23 protein-coding genes are annotated in these 23,238 nt (G+C 65.2%); 15 read left to right on the top strand and 8 right to left on the bottom strand.

Features of this window, described 5'->3' with window-relative positions; genetic code table 11:
- Positions 1-137: 137 nt before the first annotated feature.
- Positions 138-2,666, top strand: a complete 2,529-nt coding sequence (locus R1L06_RS17345) for a membrane-bound PQQ-dependent dehydrogenase, glucose/quinate/shikimate family (RefSeq protein ID WP_317218314.1) — start codon at positions 138-140, stop codon at positions 2,664-2,666.
- Positions 2,667-2,709: 43 nt separating this feature from the next.
- Here R1L06_RS17345 and R1L06_RS17340 read toward each other — a convergent pair whose 3' ends face one another.
- Positions 2,710-3,699 carry a zinc-dependent alcohol dehydrogenase family protein gene (locus R1L06_RS17340; RefSeq protein WP_317218313.1) on the bottom strand — a complete coding sequence of 330 codons (990 nt, stop codon included), beginning with the start codon at positions 3,697-3,699 and terminating at the stop codon, positions 2,710-2,712.
- A 119-nt stretch (positions 3,700-3,818) separates the two neighbouring features.
- On the opposite strand from R1L06_RS17340, the gene R1L06_RS17335 reads away from it, so the two are divergent.
- The 3 genes from R1L06_RS17335 (at position 3,819) to R1L06_RS17325 (ending at position 6,661) form a co-directional block, all read left to right on the top strand.
- Positions 3,819-4,724 carry a LysR family transcriptional regulator gene (locus R1L06_RS17335; RefSeq protein WP_317218312.1) on the top strand — a complete coding sequence of 302 codons (906 nt, stop codon included), beginning with the start codon at positions 3,819-3,821 and terminating at the stop codon, positions 4,722-4,724.
- A 219-nt stretch (positions 4,725-4,943) separates the two neighbouring features.
- Positions 4,944-6,374, top strand: coding sequence for a serine hydrolase domain-containing protein (locus R1L06_RS17330; protein ID WP_317218311.1), 1,431 nt, complete (start codon positions 4,944-4,946; stop codon positions 6,372-6,374).
- Between the two features lie 62 nt (positions 6,375-6,436).
- Positions 6,437-6,661 carry a hypothetical protein gene (locus R1L06_RS17325; protein ID WP_125892069.1) on the top strand — a complete coding sequence of 75 codons (225 nt, stop codon included), beginning with the start codon at positions 6,437-6,439 and terminating at the stop codon, positions 6,659-6,661.
- Between the two features lie 12 nt (positions 6,662-6,673).
- Here the strand turns inward: R1L06_RS17325 and R1L06_RS17320 are convergent, their stop codons facing one another.
- The 4 genes from R1L06_RS17320 to R1L06_RS17305 all read right to left on the bottom strand — a co-directional run bounded on the left by R1L06_RS17320 (position 6,674) and on the right by R1L06_RS17305 (position 9,831).
- Positions 6,674-7,066: a DUF3037 domain-containing protein gene (locus R1L06_RS17320; protein WP_032127694.1), complete on the bottom strand. Its 393-nt coding sequence runs from the start codon at positions 7,064-7,066 to the stop codon at positions 6,674-6,676.
- Positions 7,044-7,820: a HipA family kinase gene (locus tag R1L06_RS17315; RefSeq protein WP_201116756.1), complete on the bottom strand. Its 777-nt coding sequence runs from the start codon at positions 7,818-7,820 to the stop codon at positions 7,044-7,046. Before R1L06_RS17315 ends, R1L06_RS17320 begins: the two co-directional genes overlap by 23 nt.
- A 70-nt stretch (positions 7,821-7,890) precedes the next feature.
- Positions 7,891-9,312: an XVIPCD domain-containing protein gene (locus R1L06_RS17310; RefSeq protein WP_317218310.1), complete on the bottom strand. Its 1,422-nt coding sequence runs from the start codon at positions 9,310-9,312 to the stop codon at positions 7,891-7,893.
- Positions 9,313-9,324: 12 nt separating this feature from the next.
- Positions 9,325-9,831, bottom strand: a complete 507-nt coding sequence (locus R1L06_RS17305) for a hypothetical protein (RefSeq protein ID WP_239669774.1) — start codon at positions 9,829-9,831, stop codon at positions 9,325-9,327.
- A gap of 572 nt (positions 9,832-10,403) precedes the next feature.
- Here R1L06_RS17305 and R1L06_RS17300 point away from each other — a divergent pair.
- The 3 genes from R1L06_RS17300 (at position 10,404) to R1L06_RS17290 (ending at position 13,874) form a co-directional block, all read left to right on the top strand.
- Positions 10,404-10,733, top strand: a complete 330-nt coding sequence (locus R1L06_RS17300) for a hypothetical protein (RefSeq protein ID WP_006376346.1) — start codon at positions 10,404-10,406, stop codon at positions 10,731-10,733.
- A gap of 167 nt (positions 10,734-10,900) precedes the next feature.
- Positions 10,901-13,363: a S9 family peptidase gene (locus tag R1L06_RS17295; protein ID WP_317218309.1), complete on the top strand. Its 2,463-nt coding sequence runs from the start codon at positions 10,901-10,903 to the stop codon at positions 13,361-13,363.
- A gap of 190 nt (positions 13,364-13,553) precedes the next feature.
- Entirely contained in the window at positions 13,554-13,874 is a 321-nt protein-coding gene (locus tag R1L06_RS17290; protein ID WP_005410210.1) for a hypothetical protein, read from the top strand.
- A 10-nt stretch (positions 13,875-13,884) separates the two neighbouring features.
- Here the strand turns inward: R1L06_RS17290 and R1L06_RS17285 are convergent, their stop codons facing one another.
- The gene (locus R1L06_RS17285; RefSeq protein ID WP_317218308.1) at positions 13,885-14,868 is read right to left on the bottom strand and encodes a hypothetical protein; all 984 of its coding nucleotides are present in this window, start codon (positions 14,866-14,868) and stop codon (positions 13,885-13,887) included.
- Positions 14,869-15,006: 138 nt separating this feature from the next.
- On the opposite strand from R1L06_RS17285, the gene R1L06_RS17280 reads away from it, so the two are divergent.
- From R1L06_RS17280 to R1L06_RS17270, 3 genes are all read left to right on the top strand, one after another.
- A complete protein-coding gene (locus tag R1L06_RS17280; RefSeq protein ID WP_032127700.1) occupies positions 15,007-15,972 on the top strand; it encodes a DUF2268 domain-containing putative Zn-dependent protease in 966 nt (321 codons plus the stop codon).
- Positions 15,973-16,021: 49 nt separating this feature from the next.
- Entirely contained in the window at positions 16,022-16,825 is an 804-nt protein-coding gene (locus tag R1L06_RS17275) for an SGNH/GDSL hydrolase family protein (RefSeq protein ID WP_317218307.1), read from the top strand.
- A gap of 753 nt (positions 16,826-17,578) precedes the next feature.
- On the top strand, positions 17,579-17,932 hold the full coding sequence (locus R1L06_RS17270) for a hypothetical protein (protein WP_317218306.1): 354 nt from the start codon (positions 17,579-17,581) through the stop codon (positions 17,930-17,932).
- A 70-nt stretch (positions 17,933-18,002) separates the two neighbouring features.
- Here the strand turns inward: R1L06_RS17270 and R1L06_RS17265 are convergent, their stop codons facing one another.
- Complete coding sequence (locus tag R1L06_RS17265; protein WP_317218305.1) at positions 18,003-18,863, bottom strand: LysR family transcriptional regulator; 861 nt, start codon at positions 18,861-18,863, stop codon at positions 18,003-18,005.
- 105 nt (positions 18,864-18,968) lie between these two features.
- Between R1L06_RS17265 and R1L06_RS17260 the strand changes: the two genes are divergently transcribed.
- Entirely contained in the window at positions 18,969-20,099 is a 1,131-nt protein-coding gene (locus tag R1L06_RS17260) for an agmatine deiminase family protein (protein WP_317218304.1), read from the top strand.
- Positions 20,100-20,167: 68 nt separating this feature from the next.
- The gene (locus R1L06_RS17255) at positions 20,168-20,599 is read left to right on the top strand and encodes a hypothetical protein (protein ID WP_183080245.1); all 432 of its coding nucleotides are present in this window, start codon (positions 20,168-20,170) and stop codon (positions 20,597-20,599) included.
- 37 nt (positions 20,600-20,636) lie between these two features.
- Here R1L06_RS17255 and R1L06_RS17250 read toward each other — a convergent pair whose 3' ends face one another.
- Entirely contained in the window at positions 20,637-21,182 is a 546-nt protein-coding gene (locus tag R1L06_RS17250) for a thioesterase family protein (protein ID WP_049397600.1), read from the bottom strand.
- A 69-nt stretch (positions 21,183-21,251) separates the two neighbouring features.
- Here R1L06_RS17250 and R1L06_RS17245 point away from each other — a divergent pair, with 69 nt between their 5' ends.
- The 3 genes from R1L06_RS17245 (at position 21,252) to R1L06_RS17235 (ending at position 23,196) form a co-directional block, all read left to right on the top strand.
- Positions 21,252-21,827, top strand: coding sequence for a TetR/AcrR family transcriptional regulator (locus tag R1L06_RS17245; protein WP_049422101.1), 576 nt, complete (start codon positions 21,252-21,254; stop codon positions 21,825-21,827).
- Between the two features lie 52 nt (positions 21,828-21,879).
- Complete coding sequence (locus tag R1L06_RS17240; RefSeq protein ID WP_317218303.1) at positions 21,880-22,263, top strand: nuclear transport factor 2 family protein; 384 nt, start codon at positions 21,880-21,882, stop codon at positions 22,261-22,263.
- Positions 22,264-22,416: 153 nt separating this feature from the next.
- Entirely contained in the window at positions 22,417-23,196 is a 780-nt protein-coding gene (locus R1L06_RS17235) for a hypothetical protein (protein ID WP_317218302.1), read from the top strand.
- Positions 23,197-23,238: the final 42 nt, after the last annotated feature.

Below are 23,238 nucleotides of genomic sequence, written 5' to 3'. Positions count from 1 at the left end.
AAGCACTGAGGTTTCTCGCGCTGCATCCACGAGAACGCCGGCCCTGTGCCGGCGTCGTCGTATCCGGATGCCGCACATACGCGCGCGCTTCACGCAGGCGGTGGGATAACGGCGCATGCTGCCCCCGGAGATCGACGATGTCCGCCACGCCGCAGTCTGCTCCTGCCCCTGTTCGCGCCTCCCGGCATCCCCTTGTCACCGTGCTGTCGCTGCTGCTGGTCGTGCTCGGCCTGGTCATCGGCGGGCTCGGTGCGTGGCTGCTCAGCCTTGGCGGCTCGGCGTACTACGCCATCGCCGGGCTCGGCCTGCTGGCCAGCGGCATCCTGTTGTTCGGCAACCGCCGCAGCGGTGCATTGCTGTACGCGCTGGTGTTCATCGGCACGCTGCTGTGGACCTGGTGGGAGTCAGGCAGCGACTACTGGCGCTGGGTGCCACGGCTGGGCCTGGTGACCGCACTCGGCATCGTGCTGGCCTTGCTGGCGCCCACCTTGCACGAGCCGGTCTCCAAACGCCTGTCGCGCAGCGTGGCGGGTGTGCTGATGCTGGTGTTCGTAGCCGCCTTCGGCCTGGCCTTTGCGCCGCATGGTGAAGTGGATGGGCATCAGCCGTTCCCGGAAGGCGCGGTCAGCGCCGGACTGGAACCTACGCGTGATACCACGGGCCTGCAGCCGGCTGACCAGCCCGCCGAGGGCGACTGGCCGGCGTGGGGCCGCAGTAACGCCGCCACCCGATATTCGCCGCTGCAGCAGATCACCCCGGCCAATGTGGCTACGTTGCAGCCAGCCTGGCAGTTCCGTACCGGCGATATGCCCAAGAATCGCTGGGGCGCAGAAACCACGCCGCTGAAGATCGGCGATCGCCTTTACCTGTGCACCGCGCGCAACCGCCTGATCGCACTCGATGCTGCCAGCGGCAAGGAACTGTGGCGCTTCGACCCCAAGGTGAAGGACGCTTCGATCCCGTACACCGCCGCCTGCCGTGGGGTGAGCTACTACGAGCAGCCCCGCACGCCGGTCCTTGCCGATGCCACGCTGGCCGATGCCGCGGCCGATCTGGCGTTGCCGGAACCGCCGCCCAGCGTCACCCGCAGTGCTGCGCCGGGCACCCGTCCGGCCTGCTGGGCGCGCATTATCGAAGGCACGCTGGACGGCCGCATCATCGCGGTGGATGCGGACAGCGGCCGTCCCTGCGCCAACTTCGGCAACAACGGCCAGGTCGACATCACCCTGGGCATGGGCGAGGTGCCACCGGGTTACGTGTCGATCACCTCGCCACCGGCCATCGTGCGTGGCGTGATCGTGACCGGTCACCAGGTGCTGGACGGGCAGCGCCGCGATGCGCCGTCGGGTGTGATCCAGGCCTACGATGCCATCACCGGCAAGCTGCGCTGGGCGTGGGACATGGACCAGCCCGAGCGCAGCGGTCTGCCGCCGCGCGAGCAGACCTATACGCGCGGCACGCCCAACATGTGGACCACCGCCACCGGTGATGAGGCGCTGGGCCTGGTCTACCTGCCGCTGGGCAATTCCGCGGGTGACTACTGGAGCGGCTCACGCACGGAAACCCAGAACCGCTATGCGACGTCACTGGTGGCGATCGACGTGGCCACCGGCAAGCCGGTCTGGCATTTCCAGGCGGTGCGCAAGGATGTGTGGGACTACGACCTGGGTTCGCAGGCCAGCCTGATCGACTACCCGACGGCGGCCGGCAAAGTGCCGGCGATCCTGCTGCCGACCAAACAGGGCGACATGTACATCCTCGACCGCCGCAACGGCCAGCTTTTGACCGCGGCCGAAGAGCGTAAGGTGCCGGTGGGCGGCGTCGAACCCGAGCAGCGCTCGCCCACGCAACTGTTCTCGCTGTATCACACGTTGCGCCGCGAGCATGAGCTGACCGAACGTGACATGTGGGGCATCACCCCGATCGACCAGCTGGTCTGCCGCATCCAGTTCCGCAAGGCCTACTACGAAGGGTTCTACACGCCGCCGAGCAGCGAGCGCCATTCCATCGAGTACCCCGGCTACAACGGCGGCTCGGACTGGGGCAGTGTGTCAATCGATACGCGCCGCGGCGTGATCGTGGCCAACTACAACGACATGCCGAACTACAACCGGCTGGTGCCACGCGCGGAGGCCGACCGGTTGGGCTGGCTGCCGCGCGAAAAGATCCGGTTCGACAAGGGCGGAGCAGAAGGCGCGGGTGACCCGCAGGTGGGCACGCCCTACGCCATCCAGGTCAATGCCGGTTGGCGCCTGCCGTTCACCGGTTTGCTGTGCAAGCAGCCGCCCTATGGCGGCATCCGTGCCATCGACCTGCGCACCGGCAAGCTGCTGTGGGACCGTCCATTCGGCAGTGCGCGCGGCAACGGACCCTTCGGCATCCGCTCCGGCCTGCCGATCGAGATCGGCACACCGAACAATGGCGGTTCGGTGGTGACCGGCAGCGGCCTGATCTTCATCGCCGCCGCCACCGATGACCTGCTGCGCGCCATCGACCTGAAGACCGGCAAGGAGTTGTGGCATGCCACGCTGCCCGCGGGAGGTCAGGCCAACCCGATGGTGTACGAGCAGGGCGGGCGCCAGTACGTGGTGATCATGGCCGGCGGCCACCATTTCATGGAAACCCCGAACGGCGATTACGTGATGGCGTTTACGTTGCCCAGGTAACCGCAACGGGGGCGGTGGGCCGCCCCCGTTGCATGACGCTGGATCACACCGTCACCACCACCTTGCCGATCTGCTCGTTGGATTCCAGGTAACGGTGTGCCTCCTGGATCTGCGCGAACGGGAACACCCTGGCGATCTTCGGTGCCAGCGTGCCCTTGTCCAGGCCATCCACAATGAATGCCTTCGCGCGGGCCAGCGCGGCATCGTCGAAAACGATCTCCGAGTACAGGTAGCCTTTCAACGTCAGCGACTTGCCCAGCACGTTGAGCAACGGGAACGGCGTGGGTTCGCTGCTCAGCGCGCCGTATTCCAGCAGGATGCCGCCACGCGCCATCGCTTCGGTCAGCGGCACGAACTGCGGGCCACCGATCGGATCGAACACCACGCGGGCACCTGCGCCGCCGGTGATGCGCGCCACTTCGGCCACCAGATCCTGCTCCTGGGTGGCGATGACGTGGGCGGCGCCTGCATCGAGCAGGGCCTGGCGCTTGCCCGGGCCACGGGTCACAGCGATCGGCGTGGCGCCGACTGCATTGGCGATCTGGATGGCGGCGAGGCCGACGCTGCTGCTGGCGGCGGTGATGATGACGAAATCGCCGGCGGCCAGGCGTGCCTGTTCCAACAGCGCGCCCCAGGCGGTGACGTACTGCATCCACACCGCGGCGGCCGTTTCAAAGTCCAGTGCCTGCGGATGCTTGACCACCAGTCGTGCCGGCACGTTGGCCAGTTCGCCGTAGGTGCCCCAGCGCGCGATATCCAGCGGCGGCACCACGCTGACCGCATCGCCCGCGGTGAATCCGCTCACTGCACTGCCGACGGCTTCAACCACGCCGGCCGCTTCGTAGCCCAGGCGGCTGGGGAACTGCGCTTCCTGCAGGTAGGCGCCGTTACGGAACATCACCTCGGCGCGGTTCAGGCCGATCGCCTTCACCCGGATCTGGACTTCGTCAGGGGCGGGGGCGGGAACGTCGATATCGTCGATGCGCAGTACATCGGCAGTGCCATATTCGTGGATGCGGACAACCTGGCTCATGGGGGGCTCCGAGGAAGGGCCGGCGAGGGCGCCGGCGAAAGGGTGAGCGCTACTGTGCGCGTAGTCTGCATCCAGAATAAGGGGTAATCTGGCGTTTCATTGAAAAACAATTGTTTGCAATGGACCTGATCGTTCCCCTGCGGACCTTCGCCAAGGTGGCCGAGGTCGGCTCCTTCGCCGCCGCTGCCGAGGCACTGGACCTGTCGCCGCAGCTGGTCGGCAAGCACATCCAGGCGCTGGAGCAGCATCTGGGTGTGCGCCTGCTCAACCGCACCACGCGCAAGCAGAGCCTGACCGACTTCGGCCAGGCCTACCTGGCGCGGGCGCGGGTGATCCTGGAGGAAGTGGAGGGGGCCGAGCAGCTGGCCGAAGTGGCGCGCGGGCGACCGATGGGGCGCCTGCGCATCAGTGCGCCGGTCACCTTCGGCGTGCACGCGCTGGGTCCCGCGGTGGTGGCCTACTTGCAGCAGTACCCGGACGTGCAGGTCGATCTGAACCTGTCCAACAGTCTGGTGGACATCGTTGAAGACGGCTACGACCTGGTGTTCCGCACTGGCGATCTGGCCGACAGTGGGCTGGTGGCGCGGCGGTTGGGGCCGTATCCGCTGGTCCTGTGTGCCTCGCCGGACTATCTGGCTTCGCGCCCGGCCATTGCCCATCCCAATGACCTGAGCCGCCACGAGTGCCTGGGCTTCGCGCATTCGATCATCCGCACCCGCTGGAGCTTTCGCGATACCGATGGCGGCGTGCTGACCGTGCCGGTGTCCAGCCGCTTCATGGTCAACCAGGCCGAGCCGCTGCTGACCGCCGCCATCGGAGGGCTGGGGCTGATCCTGCAACCGCACGAAATGCTGGCCGGAGCATTGGCGCGTGGTGAGCTGGTGGAAGTGCTGCCGGACTACGTACCGGTGTCGACCTGGATCAACCTGGTGTATCCGCGCGATCGCCAGCTGACGCACAAGCTGCGCAGCTTCCTGGACTTCTGCGTGGCGAGATTCAGCGAACAGACGATGGCAAGGCGATAGCGGGGCCATCGGGTAGAAGGGTTTCCATCAACTGCGAAGGATCTCGCACTCACGTTGCATCCGGGGCTGTGCGCATTCCACCACGCACGCGGAGTGGATGGCAGCGCATCGACGCATTCAGCGTCACCGTTGAGATGTTGCAGCAGAGTCCCTGGTGTCGATGCGGCGGCCGCATCCTTGGTCTAGGATGCGTCCAGGAATCCCCGCAAAGGAACTGCCATGAGGATTGTTGGACGCCTGTTTCTCTGCAGTGCACTGGCCTGTTCGGTTCTACTGGTTACCCCGGTTTTTCCAGCAATCGGCGCCACATCTTCCGAGCGTGCACATCCACGTGCGCAGGACGCCATCGATGACTGGCTGGCGGCCTTCAACGCTGGCAGCCTCGAGCAACTGCAGGCGTTCGCCGATACCTACGCGAAGAAGGAAGGCAGCAGCCCCAAGGACTATCTCGAGTTCCGCGAGAGCACCGGCCCGCTGCGTGTGCTGGAAACACGCCAGAGCGCGCCCGGTCACGCGAAGGTGCTGGTGATGGGCCAGCTGAGCGAGCGCGCGATGTGGGTGACGGTCGTCATGGATCCGGCCAGCCCGGCGCATGTGAAGCAGTTCCAGATCGAAGGCACTGAAACGCCGGACAAGTACAGACCGGAGAGGGTTGCTTTGCCTGCCCTGATGACCGATGCCACAGCAAGGCTGGAGGCGCTGCGGGCCCAGGACGCGCTGTCGGGTGCGTTGCAGGTGGCACGGAACGGCAAGGTGCTGCTGGACTGGCGCGGTGGCAATGCCGATCGCACCGCTGGCATTCCAGTGGGCGTGGATACGCAGTTCCGCCTTGCGTCCTCCAACAAGGTGTTCACCGCAGTGGCCGTACTGCAGCGGGTGCAGGAGGGCAAACTCAGTCTCGATGACACGATCGGCAAGCACCTGCCGGACTATCCGAACAAGGCCGTTGCCAACAGCGTGACGGTTCGCCAGCTGCTGACCCATACCAGTGGCCTGGGTGATTTCTTCGGCGACGATTTCGAGCAGTATTCCGCGTCGCTGAAGACGCTGGATGACTATGTGCAGCGTTTTGCCAAGGATGCACCGCAGTTCACGCCCGGCAGCCAGGACAGCTACTCGAACTATGGCTTCATCGTGCTTGGGCGGATCATCGAGGCCGTCTCCGGGCAGTCGTACTACGCCTATGTGGAGCAACACATCCTGCGCCCGGCAGGCATGACCGGCACCGGCTTCGAACCGGAAACAGTGACGGTGCCACAGCGTGCCGTCGCCTATACGAAGCAGGATGGGCAATGGGTGCGTGAAACGAAGTCGCTGCCCTGGCGCGGCATGTCAGCCGGTGGTGGCTACAGCACGGTGAGCGACATGGTGAAGTTCGCCGAGGCGCTGCGCAGCGGGAAGCTGGTCTCACCTGCATTGCTGCAGCAGGCCACCACGGCGCAGAACCACAAGGGCTGGTACGGGTTCGGCTTCGTGGTGCAGGACGAGGGCAGGGAGCATCAGTACGGCCACGAAGGCGGTGCGCCCGGATCGAACAGTGCCATCGTGGTGCTACCCGCGCAGGGCTATGTGATCGTTGGGCTGGCCAATGTCGATCCGGATGCGATCGGCAATGTGGTCAACTACATCGCGCGAAGAGTGCCGCTGTAGTCCCGAGCGACTATGCCACAGCGATGTTGACGCTGGGGCAGGTGGCGGACCAGAATCGGGCCATGAGCCGACTCCTTCCCGTGGTGTGTCTGGTCGCCAGCATGGTGCTGCTGCTGCGTGGGGTGCACGTGATACTCAAGGGTGTTCCGGCCATGGCCAGCGAAGGTGCCAGTGCTGCGTATGCACAAGGCTACCTGCATGGACAAGCGGCAGCCGGGTGGGTGTTGATTGCCGCTGCAGCAGCCTGTGCGCTCATTGCCTGGCACAGGGCGCGCGCCCGGAAGTGAGAGACGGGCGCGTCAGCGCGGCACCCGCACCATCTTCGTCATCAAGTGTTCCACCACACCCGCCGGGTCCGCCGTGCGGCCCACATGCGTGCTCGACATCTGCACCACCGAGCTGCGCTTGGCGGTGAGGAAATGGAAGCGCGCACGCGCTGGCAGCTGTGCGATCGGCCCGGCGCTGGCATCGCCGCGGCAGATGGCCACGATCGCATCCAGCCACGGCTGCAGCGCCTCCTGGTCCAGCGCTGGGGCAAACACGTGCAGGCGTGCCGGATCGATCTCGATGGCCGCCTCCAGATGACGCGCGCCGGGACAGGAGACGATCACCCCGACGTTGATGAATTCCTCGCGCTCCACCCGCGGTACCACGCGGATGACGGCGTAGTCATACGTGTGCAGCGTGGGCACGGATGGCCTCCTGCACGAACACCGCACGCACTTTCAGGCGGTGCTTGAGGTAGTTGATATAACCCTGCCGGTAGGCCTGCGGGCTGTCGAACGCGGGCTCATTCACCAGCCAGCTGTCCGGCACCAGGCCGACGATGCGCTCGATCTCGGCATCGGTCAGGCGCGCGGCCAGCTCGGCGTCCACCTCGGCGATGCGGTTGGCGAACGACAGCAGTACGTGGTCGCGGATCAGCACGAAGGGCTTCTCGCAGGCATCGCCGGCGTTGGCCCAGTCGTGATGGAAGTACATGGCCGCACCGTGGTCGATCAGGTATAGCTTGCGGTGCCACACCATCAGGTTGGGGTTGCGCGTGGTGCGATCGACATTGCTGGTGAACGCATCGAACCAGACGATGCGCGATGCCAGGTCGGCATCCACCGGCATCGCCGCCGGGTCGTAGTTGATCGCACCGGGCAGGTAGTCCAGGCCCAGGTTCAAACCTTCACTGGCGCGTATCAGTTCCTGGATCTCCGGGTCCGGCTCGGTGCGGGCGAACTCGCGGTCCAGCTCCACGAACAGGATTTCCGGAATCGGCAAGCCCAGCGTGCGCGCCATTTCACCAGCGATCAGCTCGGCGATCAGTGCCTTCGGGCCCTGGCCGGCGCCTCGGAACTTCAGCACGGCCATGCCGTCGTCGTCAGTCTCGACTACGGCCGGCAGGGAGCCACCTTCCCGCAAGGGGGTGATGTAGCGGAGGGCATGTACGGTGCGCATGCGCGCATTCTAGCGTGGGTGCCGCCAAGGGAGCGCCGGGCGCGTCCCGGCGGCTCCATGTCGTTCCCCGTCAGTGCGTCAGCGCGCCGCGCTGCTGCTCCTGCACGCGGACCTGTTCCTGCGTGGCCTGATCGGCCTGCCGCTGGTTGACCACGGCAAGCGTATCCAGGCTGTCCTGCACCGGACGCTGGGCGGCCTCGGCAGTGGGTGATGAGGCGCGCAGCGAGGCCGGATCATCCAGCGGCCCCTTCACCACAAAGATGTTCTGCGCCGCGCCCGCACCCTCGGTCTGGCGGCTGAGCACCACATGGTCGACCCGGTCCAGGCCGTTTTCGCGGGCCAGCACCAGCAGGCTGGCACTCAGGCGCTCGCTGGACGCATCGAAACTGCGTCCGTTGGCAGCATCCAGCTCAGCTACCTTGCCGCGGATCTGCTCGTGCAGCGAACGGTCACGGCCTTCCGCAAGCAGCGTCGGTAAGCCATCGCCCTCCACCGCATGCTGTGTGGTGATCGGCACATGCGTATGCGTGCCCTCAGTGTGGTCGAAGTAACGCAGCGTCGACGGCGAGGTACTGGTATCGAAGTAGGGCTGGCGCGGGGGCGAGCCCTCGCCGAGGTTGAGCCCGTTCTGCTCCAGCAGGCGCTCGTCCAGGCCCAGCTTCTTCATGTTCACTTCCATCCGGCTGACGCCATCGGGCGCTGGATTCGCGGCCTCGAATTCGCTGGCCAGTCCGATCGCCAGGGCGCCGTAGAAATTCTGGTAGTCCGAATTCCCATGATGGCCCAGGCCGGTGCTGACGCCCTGATCGTAATAGTGCCTGGCCATTCCCTCGATGTTGGCTGCGGTGGGGGAGATGGTCAGGTCCGCATTGAGGGTCAGCTCCGGGTGCGGGGCATAGGTGACCGGCGGGCCGGGTCGCGACTGGATGACATCTGTCGAGCGGGTGCTGGCTTCATACAGGTCGCGCAGGGTGGCGTCCGGGTTGTTGGCACGTACCTGGCTGACCAGCGCATTCCAGCCTGCGATGTTCGAAGAAGCCTCATCGCGGCGGTTGGCCGCGAGCAGGGTGCCGATGGCCTCGGTGTAATCATGACTCGTTGTACGGCCCGCGACCTGCTCCACGTCGGCTTCGAACTGCACGTAGGCGCGCTCGACATCAGCATCGTTGAAGCCGTGCTGGATCTCGTGACCGAGCACAAAGGCAACCTCGGCCGCGTCGAACCTGTCCGGGGCCGCCGGGCTCGACAAGCTGTTGGCGGGCAGGTTGATGGATTTCGTGCCGGTCTCGTAGGTGCCGCCCGCGTTGCTTGTGGCGGGCAACAGTTCGAAGCGTTCCAGATAGCCTGCCGCGATGGCGGCGTCCACCTGCTTTGCCAGCACGGGCGAGCCCGCGATGACGTTGCGCAGGTTGTCGACCTGGTCGCTGGTGACGTCGGTCTTGCCAGCGAACTCGCCCAGCAGGCGTTCCGTTTCTGCGGAAAGGATCGTCATTGATGGCTCCCCTTACTGCACGGTGACAAGACGCACGCAGGCATGCGTGGCGTCGCCGAGGGCGTGAGGGTTCTCGGGCATGGTGTCGACCTTGATGCTCAGCTGCGGTCGATCGAAGCGGTCGTAGATCACCCGGCCGTGTTCGCCGCGCACCGTCTCGCGCTTGAAGCCGGCGGCATCCAGTGCGGAAGCGAAGTGGTTGAAGTCGACCTGGCAGATCGCCGCAGCCGAGGCCTTGCGATCGCTGCTGGTGTCCATGAAGTTCAGGTCCAGCCGCGCGTCGGCAGTGCCGGCCCGCTGCACTTCCAGTCCATAGCCCCATTCCGGTGTCAGCGTGCCGCCATAGCCGAAGTGGCCGGGGCCGAAGACCTGCGCCGGCGCCTGCATCGCTGCGGACAGGCGCTCAGCGGTGAGCTCGCGGGTGGAGGTCGTGGCCTTGATCAGGTCCAGCAGGCGCAGCAGCAACTGCTCGGCATTGAGCGGGGAGGGCGAAGTGGTCTCGGATACGGCGGGGGCCATGGTGTCGGTTCCTTGAGAAGTCGGCGTGCGGTCGGCGGCATGTGCGCAGGCGCAGAGCGCGGCCGCTGAAAGTGCGAGCGTCCACGGTCGTATGAATGCGTACCGGGGCATGTGCGTTCCTTGCAGATTGAAGGCTGACCCTAGGGCCAGCCGGATGAAGCAGAGGTTAAGCGTAATCGAGGCACCCGAATGCGTTACAAAAGGTGAACGGGTGCGCATTCTTCACTTGACCATTCCGCGCGCGATGTCAGCATCGGGTCCATGGAGCATCAACTTCGCGTGTGACCTTCAACAGGAGGCCGTCATGCAACAACTGCGCAGCTGTCACGCTTTACCCTGCATGCAATGCAACGCGTGGTGTTGACCCTGGTCTGATACGGCCACTTTGCCGGCACGGATGGCCGCCACCCACAGCATCTGCCACTGTTCACCCGATGCGGTCCCGGCATGCTCTTGCCGGCCCTGCAATACAGACATATGCCCGCCAGATTGTCCTCTGCGTTGCCCGATGGCCTTCGCAGCGCGGAGGCTGGCTTGTCCATGATGATCCTGCAGGCTTTGGAGGTGCACCGATGAGCGACCAATACGAACGAATGCTGCCGGCCCTGGACGATGCCAAGGTCGAGGAAATGATCGGAAAACTGGTGCTGGTCGGGGTGACCCGCTACGGCGGCGACGGCCAGGTGCAGGGACTGGAGCAGTACGCGGGAACGGTGCTGCGCATCAGTGCCGATGAAGGCGTGGTGCTGGCCGACGAGAACGATGGCCACGAGCGTTACCTGCCGCCGATGCTCGACCAGTACCTGCCGGCCCAGCCGGGAGAGTACCGGATGAGCAACAGCGGCATGATCGTGGTCGACCCGGACTATCTCACCGCCTGGGACCTGCACGCCCAGCAGTAGTGCCAGGCCATGTCTGGCAGGTGCCGGCAGCTCCCCGGCACCTGCCGGAGCTGCACTTTGCCCCATCCGGCCACTAGTCCTTCCGGCCCATTCACGACAACCCCTGCGGTGCTAGATTCGGGGCCATGCCCGATTCCGGGTACCCATTCACACCCCAGGGGATAAGGATGCTGATCCGTCAAACCTCTCTGACAGCGGCCGTTGCCGTTGCCACCGTCGGCCTGCTGGCCGCTGGCCCGGCGCTTGCCGATTACGCGAAGCCGCCGGAGCACCTGCTCAAGGTGCTGAAGGCACCGCCGCCGCCAGCACCGAACGTGGCCCCGGGCGGCCAGCGCCTGCTGCTGACCACCGCGCAGACCTACCCGTCGATCAGCCGCGTCGCCCAGCCGTACCTGAAGCTGGCCGGCGTGCGCCTGGAGCCGAAGAACCGCAGTCGGCATGACACCCCCGGCGGCTACGGTATTCCGGCCTGCGTGGCCGACTTTACCCTGGTCGATATCGGCAGCGGCAAGGAGACCAAGGTCAACCTGCCGCAGGGCTGCGCCACTGGCGCGCTGTGGTCGGCCGATGGCGGCCACTTCGCCTTCCAGAATGCGGTCGATACCAGCGTGCAGCTGTGGGTAGGCGATGCGGCCACCGGCCAGGTGAAGCAGGTGCCGAACGTGCAGCTGAACCCGATCTTCGGCTACACCGTGCAATGGCTGGGCGGCAGCCAGAATCTGCTGGTGAAGCTGGTACCGGCCAATCAGGGTCCGGCGCCGTCCAACGGTGGCGTGCCGACCGGTCCGGATGCGCAGGAGTCGCTGGGCAGCAGTGGCGAGAGCAGCACCTACGAAGCCCGCGACACGCTGACCAGCGTGCATGACGAGAAACTGTTCGCCTATTACGGCGCGTCGCAGCTGGCCGTGGTCGATACCGCCGCCAACAGCGTGCGCCCGGTCGGGCAGCCTGCACTGTTCAACGAGGTCAGCGCCGCGCCCGATGGCGTGCACGTGCTGACCGAATCGATCAAGGCGCCGTACTCACATGCGGTGACCTACCAGCGCTTCGCCAATGACGTGGCCGTACTGGACGTGAGCAATGGCCGCAGCACGCCGATCGCCAGCCTGCCGCTGGCGGATCGCGTGCCGGTGCACGGCGTACCGGAAGGCCCGCGCGGTTTCGACTGGCGTGCCACCGATCCGGCCACCCTGGTCTATGCCGAAGCGCTGGACAAGGGCGACTGGAAAGTCAGCGTGCCGCACCGTGACCGCGTGCTGATGCTGAAGGCCCCGTTCAACGGCAAGCCGACCGAGATCACCCGTACCGCGCAGCGATTCGAGGGCTTCGCGTGGACCGCCGATCCGGCCGTAGCCTTCCAGTACGAGAACGACGAGAACCGCCACTGGATGCAGACCCGCATCGTCGATGTGGACCAGCCGAAGAAGGAAGGTCGCCTGCTGTGGGACATGTCCAGCGATGAGCTGTACGGCAACCCCGGCAACCTGGTGTTCACCCGCCTGCCGAATGGCGCGCAGGTCGTGCGCCGTGAGGGCAACCACGTGTTCCTCAGCGGCCGTGGCGCCTCGCCGCAGGGCGATCGTCCGTTCCTCGACCGCCTGGACCTGGGCACGCTGAAGAGCGAGCGCCTGTTCCGTAGCAGTGCCGACGCCTACGAACAGTTCCTCGGCTTCAGCAACACGCCGGGGCGCTACCTGACCTGGCACCAGTCGGTGATCGATCCGCCGAATGCCTTCATCCGCCAGCAGGGGGAGGCAGTGGCCGATGCGAAGACCGGCGAGGCGCAGTTCGCGTCCACCGCGACCGCGCTGACCAAACTGGTCGACCCGACCCCGGAAGTGCGCCAGATCAAGAAGCAGCTGGTGACCTACAAGCGTGCCGATGGCGTGGACCTGTCGTTCACCCTGTACACGCCGCCGGGCTACAAGGAGGGCCAGCGCGTGCCGGCGATCCTGTACGCCTACCCGGCCGACTTCGCCAATGCCGCGCAGGCCGGCCAGGTGTCCGGTTCGCAGCAGACCTTCACCCGCCTGCAGCCGTACCGCCTGATGCTGCTGGCCGGCTACGCGATCATCGACAATGCCTCGTTCCCGATCGTGGGTGACCCGAAGAACGCCTACGACACCTACCTGGAGCAGCTGGAAGCCGACGCCAAGGCAGCGGTGGACAAGGCCGTGGACATGGGCGTGGTCGACCGCAACCGCATCGGCGTGACCGGTCACAGCCATGGCGGCCTGATGACCGCCAACCTGATCGCGCACACCAACCTGTTCAAGGCCGGTGTGGCGACCAGCGGTTCGTACAACAAGACCTTTACCCCGTTCGGCTTCCAGAACGAGCGTCGCTCGGTATGGCAGGCGCAGGACGTGTACCTGAAGGCCTCGCCGTTCTTCTATGCCGACAAGATCAAGCTGCCGCTGCTGCTGGTGCACGGTGAGGACGATGCCAACCCGGGCACCGAACCGTTCCAGTCGCGCAAGCTGTACCAGGCCATTCGTGGCAACGGCGGTACCACCCGCCTGGTGATGCTGCCGAACGAACCGCACTGGTACACCGCGCTGGAGTCCAACGAGCAGCTGGTGTCGGAGATGCTGAACTGGTTCGACACCTACGTGAAGAACGCCAAGTGAAGGAACAGGAAGGCCACCTCCGGGTGGCCTTCCTGCATCCTGCTGTAGCGCCGAGCCCACGCTCGGCTGTAACCAGCCGCACGTGCTCTGCAATCAACTGTGGAGACTCGGTAACGACGCGTTACCGGCACATTCGCATGCCACGCAGATGGGCTAGGCTGGCCCTGTGAGTTCGTTCCGGGTCGGTGCAATGAAAGCCATCGTTCTTGCTGCAACGTTGTCGTTGGTCCTGGTTTCAAACGCCCATGCCCAGTCGCTGCCCACCGAGCTGGCGCAGCTGGGGATCATCGCCGGCATGCCCTACGCCAAGGCCAAGCGCCTGCTGGATGCTGCGGGATGGCAGGTGAAGCCGGCGCAGGGCGCGCCGGAATCGCTGGAGGGCTTTCCGGAAGTGGGGTGCCAGAAGGGCGGGAAGCAGTGCGCGACGACCTTCGAGAAGGGTGAACAGCAGATTGCGGTGCGGCTGGGCACTACCCTGGCAGGGCAGCCGTTCGTGCAGAGCGCCGATTGAGCACCCGAGCTTACGCCAGCGGCAGGCGGTCCTGCGCATGCGCCAACCGGTCGTGCAGTTCGCGCACGTGCTCGGCCTTGGCATGGATGCGCGTGGTATCACCGAAACTGCGCAGGTAGGCGCACGCGGCGAAGCCGGCACTCTTCTTTTCGTACTCGGCAATCCAGGCCAGGCGATCCGGGTTGTTGGCCTGCTCGGCTGACCACGCGGCCACCGGCGGACGGATGCGGTACCTCAGGCCAACGCGCCACGGCTTTGGTGTCAGGCGCGCACGGAAGCAGTGCTGCAGCCGGCACATGCGCGCGTACAGGGTGTCGGCGCCCAGCGTTCTGAAGAACGCCTGCAGCTGCTCGTCTTCGGGCAGGAACGTGGCATGCATGGCCAGCACGCGCAATCCAGCCGGCGTGCGGTACGCACGCAGATGCCAGTCCGGATGCTGTTCGCTGAAGGCCGCGACCCGCTGCAGGGCTACGCCTTCGGCGCCACCGGCCGCGGCCAGGCGCCGCTTGCGCTGCATCAGCATCGCCGTGTTGACCAGCAGCACCGCTGCCACCCCCAGCACCAGTCCCACCAGCCAGTGCCAGAGCAGAGTGCCGATGACGGCGCCAGCGAACAGCAGCACTGCGGCGATGATTGCAGGCATCACGCAACCGGCAGGTGGCTGCGCATGATCGATGTCGGCGAACAGCACGTCCGGGGTGTTCAGGCACAGCGCACCGTAGCTGTTGCGGGTGATGATGACGTCGCCGTCGCGGTGCACGATCTGCTCGCGGATCGGCACGCCCTCCACGCCGTAGTTGCTGCGCACTTCGCGACGCGGCAGCACCTGCCCGGCGAGGATGGCATTGAGGGCTTCATTGGCGCGGCGGTCGGCGTGCACCTGCGCCTCGGCAGGGCCTTCGTCGGACCAGCCGAAGCGGCGCACCACCACCGGCCGGCCACGGAAACGGGCCTGCAGGCGGGCTTCGGCCCAGTAGGCGGGAACGATCATCATCGCGGGGTGCTCTATCTTCCGTGGCAGGTGCCAACGCGAGTCTGGCACAGCGCCGGGGTGCCCGCATCTGCTTGCTGCGGCGGCCGGGCCGGAGTGATAGATTGCGCGCTTCGCATGCACTCCACCAAGGACGGAGCGATGTCCATGATCCTGCGCGGCCTGTTGGCCCTGGCCTGTGCCGGGGTGGTTGGCATGGCCACGGCGGCGGCACCGGCCGGGCCGCAGATTGTCACTGACGATGTCAGCCGTTTCTACGCGCTGTACGACAACGCAGGTGGCAAACCCAGCGTTGCGCAGTTGCGTGGCTACATGGCCGAGGGTTCGGCGGGCCTGGCCGAGCTGGCCAAGGCGCGCCGGGTCACCCCCGAGCGCATTGCCGAGTCCATCGCCAGCCAGCCGGAGCTGTATGTGCAGGGGCGAAGCTGCCTGGCCGAACTGCCGGCGGTGAAACAACGTCTGACGCAGGTGTTTTCCAACCTGCAGGCCATCTATCCGCAGGCTGCGTTTCCGCCGGTGACCATCGCCGTCGGCCGTGGTCGTCCGGTAGGGTTGACCTCGAAAAGCGGCGTGATCATCGGCCTGGAAGCGCTGTGCGCAGCCGATTTCATGAATCCCAATGTGCAGGACCGCTTCGTGCATGTGATCGCGCACGAGTACGTGCACATCCAGCAGACCGGCCTGACCGACTTCGAGCCGGGCGACCCGCATGCGACCGTGCTGCGTGTTTCGTTGGGCGAGGGCATTGCTGAGTTCATCGCCGAACTGATTTCCGGCAACGTCGGCAACGGGCGCCATGCGGCCTGGACCCGTGGTCGGGAAGTGCATATCGAAAGCGCATTCGCGCTGGATCTGGACAGCACCGATCTGTCGCCGTGGCTGTACAACTACAAGCCCGGTTCGCAGGAGCCCTATGACCTCGGGTACTGGGTGGGATACCGCATCGCCAAGGCCTATTACCTGCAGGCCAAGAACAAGCGTGACGCGGTGCGTGCGCTGATCCAGCAGGACAACCCGAAGGCGATCCTGGCCGCCAGCGGCTGGACGCCGGGTATGTGGATGCCGGCGAAAGTCACGGGTGTGGCGGCGCGTACGGCTGCACGCTGAGCACAGGGTGGGGCGTTAGACTGCTGAAGATGATTTCAGGAGTACCCGCATGCGTGGACCTGTTGAGCTTGCCACTGCCACTGTCGTGACGTTGGGCCTCGCGCTGGCTTCTCCGCTGGGCGCCGTTGAGGCCGTCGCAGTCAACCCGCTGCTGCAGACGCCCATCGATCAGTTACGCCCCGACGAAGTGCGCTTCATGCAGCAGCGCCTGGCCGATTGGCCGGAGCTGCAACGCTATCGTGATGCCAATGCGCAACTGCCTGCGGCAGTACCGGGCCAGCCACGCGTAGTGTTCTTCGGTGACTCCATCACCGAAGGTTGGGGCAGGGAAGGCAGTGCCGGTTTCTTCCCCGGCAAGGGCTGGCTCAACCGCGGCATCAGCGGCCAGACCACGGCGCAGATGCTGGTGCGTTTCCCGCAGGACGTGCTGGCACTGAAGCCACGGGTGGTGGTGATCCTGGCCGGCACCAACGACATTGCAGGCAACACCGGCCCGTCCACGCAGGCGATGATCGAAGACAACCTGCACGCGATGGTGGACCTTGCCCGTGCACATGGCATCGGCGTAGTGCTGGCATCAGTGCTGCCGGTCAGCGATTACCCGTGGCTGCCGGGCACAGCACCTGCGCCCAAGGTGCGTGCATTGAACACGGCATTGAAGCGCTATGCCGATGCACAGCAGCTGGTCTATCTGGACTACTACACGCCGATGGCCAATGCGATCGGCGGACTGGACCCGCAGTTGGCGGAGGACGGCGTGCATCCTACGGCGAAGGGCTATGCGGTGATGGCGCCGTTGGCCGAGGCGGCGGTTAGCGTTGCACTGAATGATGAGAAATTCAGAGGTCCATAGATCTGGCTTTATGCGTCAGGCGTTGACGAGATTGCCTCGCGACTGGGGGGCTTGTCTGCGGAAGAATGACTCACTTGTGCTTGAAACCGGAAAAAGCGATGCCCGGAGTTTCTCTCGCGGTGGTGGAAGCGGTCGCAAGGGCAGTTTTTGAGCGAAGTCCTTCGCTTGTCACTGAATTTTACTCGGCTCCTGGAGAGGATTTTCAACGATTCAGTAGCGCTGAAGAGCTCTATAGCTATGCGAAGTTGCTCCGCGAAGCAAAAGGTGGAGCCGTTTTCGTTGCAGTTCAATATCCTGATATGTGTGGAGAAGTCAGTGTCCGGAAGGTTGAACTGATCAAGGGGCCGGATCGCGGAAAACACCGGTTCACCATAGGCGGATGGGGGCTGATTAACGTTCATTTGCCTCTATCTCCAGATGCCAGCATGTCGGCAAGAATCTGCGTTTTATCGGAGCGCGTAGCACTTGGTAGAGAGCGAGCCGGCGTAGGTCTTCCTGCCGTAGATGGCTGGAACTGGAGAGCAGTCGAGTCGCACTCGCGTAGATTGAAACGGGTGCTGAATTCTGCAATCGCGAGATCGGTGGTGACATCGCAATAGCCTTCAACGCTGATGGGATCGGGAGGGCGACCTGCTCCTGCTGTCAGGTGCGCGACATCTTGGCCTTCGATAATCAGCGTGTTTGGGTGTCCGCACGGCACGGCACGGCACGGCACGGCATGCCAGCGCCAGTGTCACGGTCAATGGAGAAAAAATGTTAGCAGAAGTCGGCGCGACCCAATACGCTCAGTTGGATGAGTTTGTCAGCGCTCTGTCAAATCGAGACACAGATACACTGATGATCAAGTTCAATCTGTCCGCCCCAGTGATCAGTGAGATATTTGAGGCGTTGCTGGTGTACTTTCCGCCGAGCGCAAAATTGTCAGTGCCACCGCTAGCGAGCCAGTACGAAGAGTTTCCTCTAATCGTTGCGTACGAAAGCACAGCGGGTGACATTTCAGCGGAGTTCTATGTGCTTGAAAACGACGAGCCCAGCGAGGCCATCTTACATGTTGTTTTTCTCGGCGCAGCGCCAAACGAGCTGTGCTACGAATTCATAAACTCATAGCAATGGCTATGAGGCAAGGATCGCCGAAGAGTGGCCCAGGGAAATGACGTGGCGCAATCGGTCGATGCTGCTAGTCATTCGGCAGGCTCCCCAACAACCACTCGCAGAAACTGATCACCAGCGGATCAGCTGCACTCTCCTCATGTACCAGCCAACTCCAGCGTGGGCCGCGCACGCGTGCATCATCCAGGGCTTGCAGTAGGCCTTGTTCGCACGCACGCGCGCTCAGCAGCTCGCTGACCAGTGCGATGCCCAGCCCTTGGCAGGCTGCATCCAGCAACTGCCCAGGCTCGGAGAAATTCATTCCCTCGCGACGCTGGCCGACATCGGCGCCACCCTGTACCTGCCATTGGCTCCAGTCCATCTCGCGCTCGCCATGCAGGGTGAGGCGTTCGTGCGCCGGTGTGGCGAGCAGGGCCGGATGGCAGGCTGGATAGAGACGATCCTGCAGCAGCACGCGATGCTGGCACTGCGCCTGTGAGTCGAGGTCATCACGTACCGCTACGTCCAGCGTCTGCGTGGTCATGTCCGGCGCTTCCTCGCTGGTCAGCAGCCACAGATCGGCGTCGGGATGCAGCCGGTGAAAGCTGGCCAGGCGTGGCACCAGCCAATGCCGAGCAAAGGCCGGGCTGGCGTTGACGATCAGTTGATTGGGCTTGCGGTACTGATCGAGCCGGCGGATGCCGCTGGCCAGCTGCCGCAGCAGCGCCTGCGTTGTTTCCAGCAGGTCGATGCCGGCATCGGTGAGGGTGACGCTGCGGCCCTGCCGGAAGAACAACGGCTGCTGCAGCGACGCTTCCAGGCCCCGGATCTGCTGGCTGATGGCCGACTGGGTCAGGTGCAGTTCCTTCGCCGCACGGTGGAAACTGCCGAGCCGGGCGGCAGCCTCGAAACCCCGCAGGGCGTTCAGTGGTGGCCAGTGCTTGAGCATTTAAGATAAGTAGAACTGTTCAGTTGATGGCTGAATCTATCGTTTGTTCTTATGTGTCGGCAAGCGCAGCATAGCGCCCATCCCACACCGGCCATGGAGCCTGTCATGAGCAACCGTCGTCACTTCCTCACCCAGCTGGCGGGCGCCGCCGGCCTTGGCGGCCTGGCTGCTCTGGGCCTGGCCGGGCTGCCGGGTCGCGTGGCGGCGGCGGCGCCGGCTGCAGGCATCTGGCGCATGCCCGATGAACATGGTCCGCAGGAACGCGTGTTCCTGGCCTTTGCCGCGCAGCCGCAGGTGTGGGGCGCGCAGGCCGATGCGGTGAACACCGCCGTGGCGCGGCTGGCCCGCACCATCGCACGCCATCAGCCGGTTAGCGTGCTGTGCCGCCCGGCACAGCTCAAGCAGGCGCAGAATCGCTGCGGCCGCGACAACATCGAGTTCCTGGAAGTGCCCTTGGATGACATCTGGGTGCGCGATTACGGTGGTTGCTTCGTCACCAATGACAAGGGCGGCCTGGGCCTGGTCGACTTCAACTTCAACGGCTGGGGTGGCAAGCAGAGCGCGCGCAACGATGGCGCGCTGGCGCCGTGGCTGGCGCAGGTGACCGGTGCGACGCTGCTGGAAAGCGATCTGGTGGGCGAGGGCGGTGGCATCGAAGTCGATGGCCATGGCACGGCCATCCTCACCGAAAGCTGCTGGGTCAACCGCAACCGCAATCCGGACTGGTCGCGCGCGGATATCGAGGCCGAGCTGAAGCTTCACCTGGGCCTGCGCAAGGTGATCTGGCTGCCCGGCATCGCCGGCAAGGACATCACCGATGCGCACGTGGACTTCTATGCGCGCTTCGTACGCCCGGGCGTGGTGATCGCCAATCTGGACAACGATCCGGAGTCCTACGATTACGACCTGACCCGCGAGCATCTGCGGATCCTGCGCGGGGCCACCGATGCCGATGGCCGTCGCCTGCAGGTGCATACGCTGCCGCCGCCGCAGGACGGGCGCGACAACGTGCATACGCGCGACAACGACGATCTGGCGATGGGCTACATCAACTACCTGCCGATCAACGGCGCAGTGGTCGCGCCGCAGTTCGGAGACGACGAAGCCGATGGATTCTGCCGCGAACTACTGGAAGACATGTATCCCGGCCGCGTGATCGAGCAGGTGGATATCGATGCCATCGCCGGTGGCGGTGGCGGCATCCATTGCGTGACCAAGAACATGCCGAAGGTGTAGTCCACTGTTGCGTTGACGCGCCGGAGGTCATGTCATGATGCTCCAGGTACACATGCTCGGGGGAGCAGATGGATCTGGATACGGGCATATGGAGTGGATTGGTGGGCGGCAGTATCGCCACGATGATTGCACGGCGAGCTGCCGGTCGACTTCCCAGTCACTACCGCGGCCGTAGTCTGGTCTACCTGCGACGCCGCCATCGCGCTTCCATCTGGAGTGCAAACGCGCTTTTCCTGCTCGGGTTGATCAGCGGCCTGTTGATCTGGCCGTTGGGTCACTACGCCAGTACAGATTCACTTCCATTGCTGCTGGCAGCCGGCATGAGTTGCGGTCTGCCGCTGTTGGCGCTGCTGCTGATTCCCTGGATGACCCGCCGTCCGATCCGTGAGGCATGGGTGATCTTCGGCTATTCGCAGGGTGGGCCGGTGTGGTTGATCTACTCGATCCTGCTGGCAGGCGTCGCCTGTGGTGTGGTCGGAGTTTTGCGGCTGCCGGACTGAGGCGGCAGCACCTGCATGGCGCGCACATCCAGCGCGCTCAGGCGTCGTCCTGTTTCAACGCCGCATCGGCAGCCAGCAGCGCCTCGGCGGCTGCACTGAGCGGCGGCGACGGCGGGGCGACCACGCCGATCGCTTCCATCATCTTCGGCATGCCCAGGAACTGCCGCGCGCGGCGGTCGTAGATGCCGGTGACCAGCAGCGCACGGGTGGCGATCTTCTGCTCGGGCCCGATCAGTACGCGTTGCTCCATGATCCCGCGCGAGCCGACCCAGCCGACCAGCCGCGTTTCCAGGGTGAAGCGCTGGAACGGCTTCAGCTCGCGGCGGAACTGGATGGTGCCGGCGCCGACGATCGGTGCCCACTTCTCGCGCAGCGCCACCCGGCCCAGGCCCATGCGCAGGATCAGGTCCAGCCGGCCCAGGTCGAAGATGTTCCAGTAGCGGCCGTTGGTCATGTGCAGGTTGCTGTCCAGGTCATTGGGCAGTACCCGGAACTGCAGCCGCGAGACCCCGAACGGGGCCTCCAGCTTGGGCCGGAACAGGCTGCACAGGAGCAGGTGGAGCAGGCGGAACCAGAGATTCATGGTTATGACGACTGTTATAGAATCGCCGATACGCTAATGTATGACGACTGTCCTGGCAAGGAGCCTGCCGTGAGCCCGCGCCCCTCTGATGCGCCACAACGCGTGATTGATGCTGCGGCACAGATGCTGGCGCGCGTGGGTCTCAATGCCACCAGCATCCGTGAGGTGACCAAGCTGGCCGAGGCGCCGCTGGGCTCCACCTATCACCACTTTCCCGGCGGCAAGCAGGAGCTGTTGGCGCGTGCCACCCATATGGCCGGCGACAAGGTCGAAGCGTTGTTGGTGGAGCTGCTGAAGGGCGGGGCGGTGCAGGGCCTGCAGCAGTTCCTGACGATGTGGCGCGAGCGCCTGCTGCGCACCGATTTCCGCGCCGGCTGCCCGGTGTTGGCCGCTGCGGTGGAGGAGCCGGTTGACGCGGTGCACAGCCAGCCGCGCGCGGCAGCTGCAGAGGTATTCGCGCGCTGGCAGGGCCATCTGGCCGCAGCGTTCGTCGCCGACGGACACGATCCGGCCGCCGCAGGTGGGCTGGCCAGTCTGGTGATTGCCAGCGTGGAAGGTGCGGTGGCGATGTGCCGCGCACTGCAGGACATCGCCCCGTTCGACCAGGTGGCCGCGCAGTTGCTGAAGGCCGCCGCGCGGCCTTGATCCGGCGGCACGGTCGCGGGAGACTCGGTGCGGGCCCTGACTGGACGCCGCCATGGACGAATCGCACTGCCGCCACCTGATTGAGCACTACCTGCAGGCTTACAACCGCTTCGACATCGACGCCATGCTGGCGGTGCTGGCGCATAACGTGCGATTCGAGAACCACAGCGGCAGCCAGCTGACGATGGTCACCGAAGGCATCGATGCCTTCGGCGAACTGGCACGGCAATCGGCGCCGTTGTTCCGCGAGCGCGAGCAGCGGTTGCTCGAGTTGACCTTCGAGGATGGCATGGCGCTGGCCAGCATCAGCTGGCGTGGCGTGTTCGCGCAGGACATTCCCGATGGTCCCAGTGCGGGCACGGAACTGGCCCTGCAGGGACGCAGCGAGTTCGCTTTTGAGGACGGTCGCATCGTGCGGATCATCGACCGCAGCTGAGGATCGATGGCATAGGCCCGCCGTCTGGACAGCGGACCTGCCCGCGGTAGAATCCGCCCATCACCACCTACGCGTGCCCGGCAAGGATGTCCGCATGCAGTATCAGGTTTTCGAGCTTCCACGCTGCACGATCTGCGGCATCCAGCGGCGCCGATGAAACGCACCCGTTTCTTTACACGCAGCCCATTGAAGCTGCCGGCTAATCGCGGCAGTGAAGCCGTGCGCGCGCGGCAGCATCTGCAGCAGCTCGGCTGGCCGCGCCTGCAGATGGCGCTGATCGTGGCCCTGACCGGTGCGGCCGGTTTCCTCGCCTCGCACCTGCTGCGTCTGGCCGGTATCGACGCGATGCTGCTGCGCTACCCGATGGCCGTGCTGCTGGCCTATGGCGTATTCCTGCTGCTGATGTGGATCTGGATCCGCTGGCGCTGGGACAACGTGCTGGATGGCTTGTCGCCGGATGTGGGCAGTGGCAGCCCATCGCCTCGCGGGAGTGCCGTGGAATCACCGTGGAGCGGCGTCGGTGGCCGTTCTGGAGGTGGCGGCGCGTCAGCTTCGTGGAATGAGTCGGCGCGGGTCAACGGCGACGATGCCGGTGAGCTGCCGTTGACCGGCCTGGCCGAAGACGAAGCAGGCCTGCCGTTGCTCGCGATCCTCGGCCTCGTCGCGCTGGTGGCGACCGTTCTGCTGGCCAGCGTGTGGATTGTGTGGTCGGCGCCAGTGCTGATGGCTGAGCTGCTGGTGGACGCGGCCATCGCCGGAGGCCTGTACCGGCGCATGCAGGGTATGCAGGAGCAGGGATGGTGGCGGGTATGCGTGACGCACACGATCTGGCCGCTGCTCGGCCTGCTGCTGTTCTTTGCTGTGCTGGGTTGGCTTGCGCAGGCGCTGGCTCCAGGAGCGACCCACCCGCTGCAGGTCATTCAAGCAGTGTAGCGCCACGTTCCCGGCCGATATCCCAACCTGCTTCATTTCTTC

It is taken from the genome of Stenotrophomonas mexicanensis, from assembly GCF_032911605.1.
Lineage (GTDB): Bacteria > Pseudomonadota > Gammaproteobacteria > Xanthomonadales > Xanthomonadaceae > Stenotrophomonas > Stenotrophomonas maltophilia_A.
This window is presented reverse-complemented; position numbering and strand designations above follow the sequence as displayed.

Excerpts from the sequence above, each read along its gene's own strand:
- R1L06_RS17345 (WP_317218314.1), top strand. The coding sequence starts at position 138 with ATGTCCGCCACGCCGCAGTCTGCTCCTGCCCCTGTTCGCGCCTCCCGG.
- R1L06_RS17340 (WP_317218313.1), bottom strand. The coding sequence starts at position 3,699 with ATGAGCCAGGTTGTCCGCATCCACGAATATGGCACTGCCGATGTACTG.
- R1L06_RS17335 (WP_317218312.1), top strand. The coding sequence starts at position 3,819 with ATGGACCTGATCGTTCCCCTGCGGACCTTCGCCAAGGTGGCCGAGGTC.
- R1L06_RS17330 (WP_317218311.1), top strand. The coding sequence starts at position 4,944 with ATGAGGATTGTTGGACGCCTGTTTCTCTGCAGTGCACTGGCCTGTTCG.
- R1L06_RS17325 (WP_125892069.1), top strand. The coding sequence starts at position 6,437 with ATGAGCCGACTCCTTCCCGTGGTGTGTCTGGTCGCCAGCATGGTGCTG.
- R1L06_RS17315 (WP_201116756.1), bottom strand. The coding sequence starts at position 7,820 with ATGCGCACCGTACATGCCCTCCGCTACATCACCCCCTTGCGGGAAGGT.
- R1L06_RS17310 (WP_317218310.1), bottom strand. The coding sequence starts at position 9,312 with ATGACGATCCTTTCCGCAGAAACGGAACGCCTGCTGGGCGAGTTCGCT.
- R1L06_RS17305 (WP_239669774.1), bottom strand. The coding sequence starts at position 9,831 with ATGGCCCCCGCCGTATCCGAGACCACTTCGCCCTCCCCGCTCAATGCC.
- R1L06_RS17300 (WP_006376346.1), top strand. The coding sequence starts at position 10,404 with ATGAGCGACCAATACGAACGAATGCTGCCGGCCCTGGACGATGCCAAG.
- R1L06_RS17295 (WP_317218309.1), top strand. The coding sequence starts at position 10,901 with ATGCTGATCCGTCAAACCTCTCTGACAGCGGCCGTTGCCGTTGCCACC.
- R1L06_RS17290 (WP_005410210.1), top strand. The coding sequence starts at position 13,554 with ATGAAAGCCATCGTTCTTGCTGCAACGTTGTCGTTGGTCCTGGTTTCA.
- R1L06_RS17285 (WP_317218308.1), bottom strand. The coding sequence starts at position 14,868 with ATGATGATCGTTCCCGCCTACTGGGCCGAAGCCCGCCTGCAGGCCCGT.
- R1L06_RS17280 (WP_032127700.1), top strand. The coding sequence starts at position 15,007 with ATGTCCATGATCCTGCGCGGCCTGTTGGCCCTGGCCTGTGCCGGGGTG.
- R1L06_RS17275 (WP_317218307.1), top strand. The coding sequence starts at position 16,022 with ATGCGTGGACCTGTTGAGCTTGCCACTGCCACTGTCGTGACGTTGGGC.
- R1L06_RS17270 (WP_317218306.1), top strand. The coding sequence starts at position 17,579 with ATGTTAGCAGAAGTCGGCGCGACCCAATACGCTCAGTTGGATGAGTTT.
- R1L06_RS17265 (WP_317218305.1), bottom strand. The coding sequence starts at position 18,863 with ATGCTCAAGCACTGGCCACCACTGAACGCCCTGCGGGGTTTCGAGGCT.
- R1L06_RS17260 (WP_317218304.1), top strand. The coding sequence starts at position 18,969 with ATGAGCAACCGTCGTCACTTCCTCACCCAGCTGGCGGGCGCCGCCGGC.
- R1L06_RS17255 (WP_183080245.1), top strand. The coding sequence starts at position 20,168 with ATGGATCTGGATACGGGCATATGGAGTGGATTGGTGGGCGGCAGTATC.
- R1L06_RS17250 (WP_049397600.1), bottom strand. The coding sequence starts at position 21,182 with ATGAATCTCTGGTTCCGCCTGCTCCACCTGCTCCTGTGCAGCCTGTTC.
- R1L06_RS17240 (WP_317218303.1), top strand. The coding sequence starts at position 21,880 with ATGGACGAATCGCACTGCCGCCACCTGATTGAGCACTACCTGCAGGCT.
- R1L06_RS17235 (WP_317218302.1), top strand. The coding sequence starts at position 22,417 with ATGAAACGCACCCGTTTCTTTACACGCAGCCCATTGAAGCTGCCGGCT.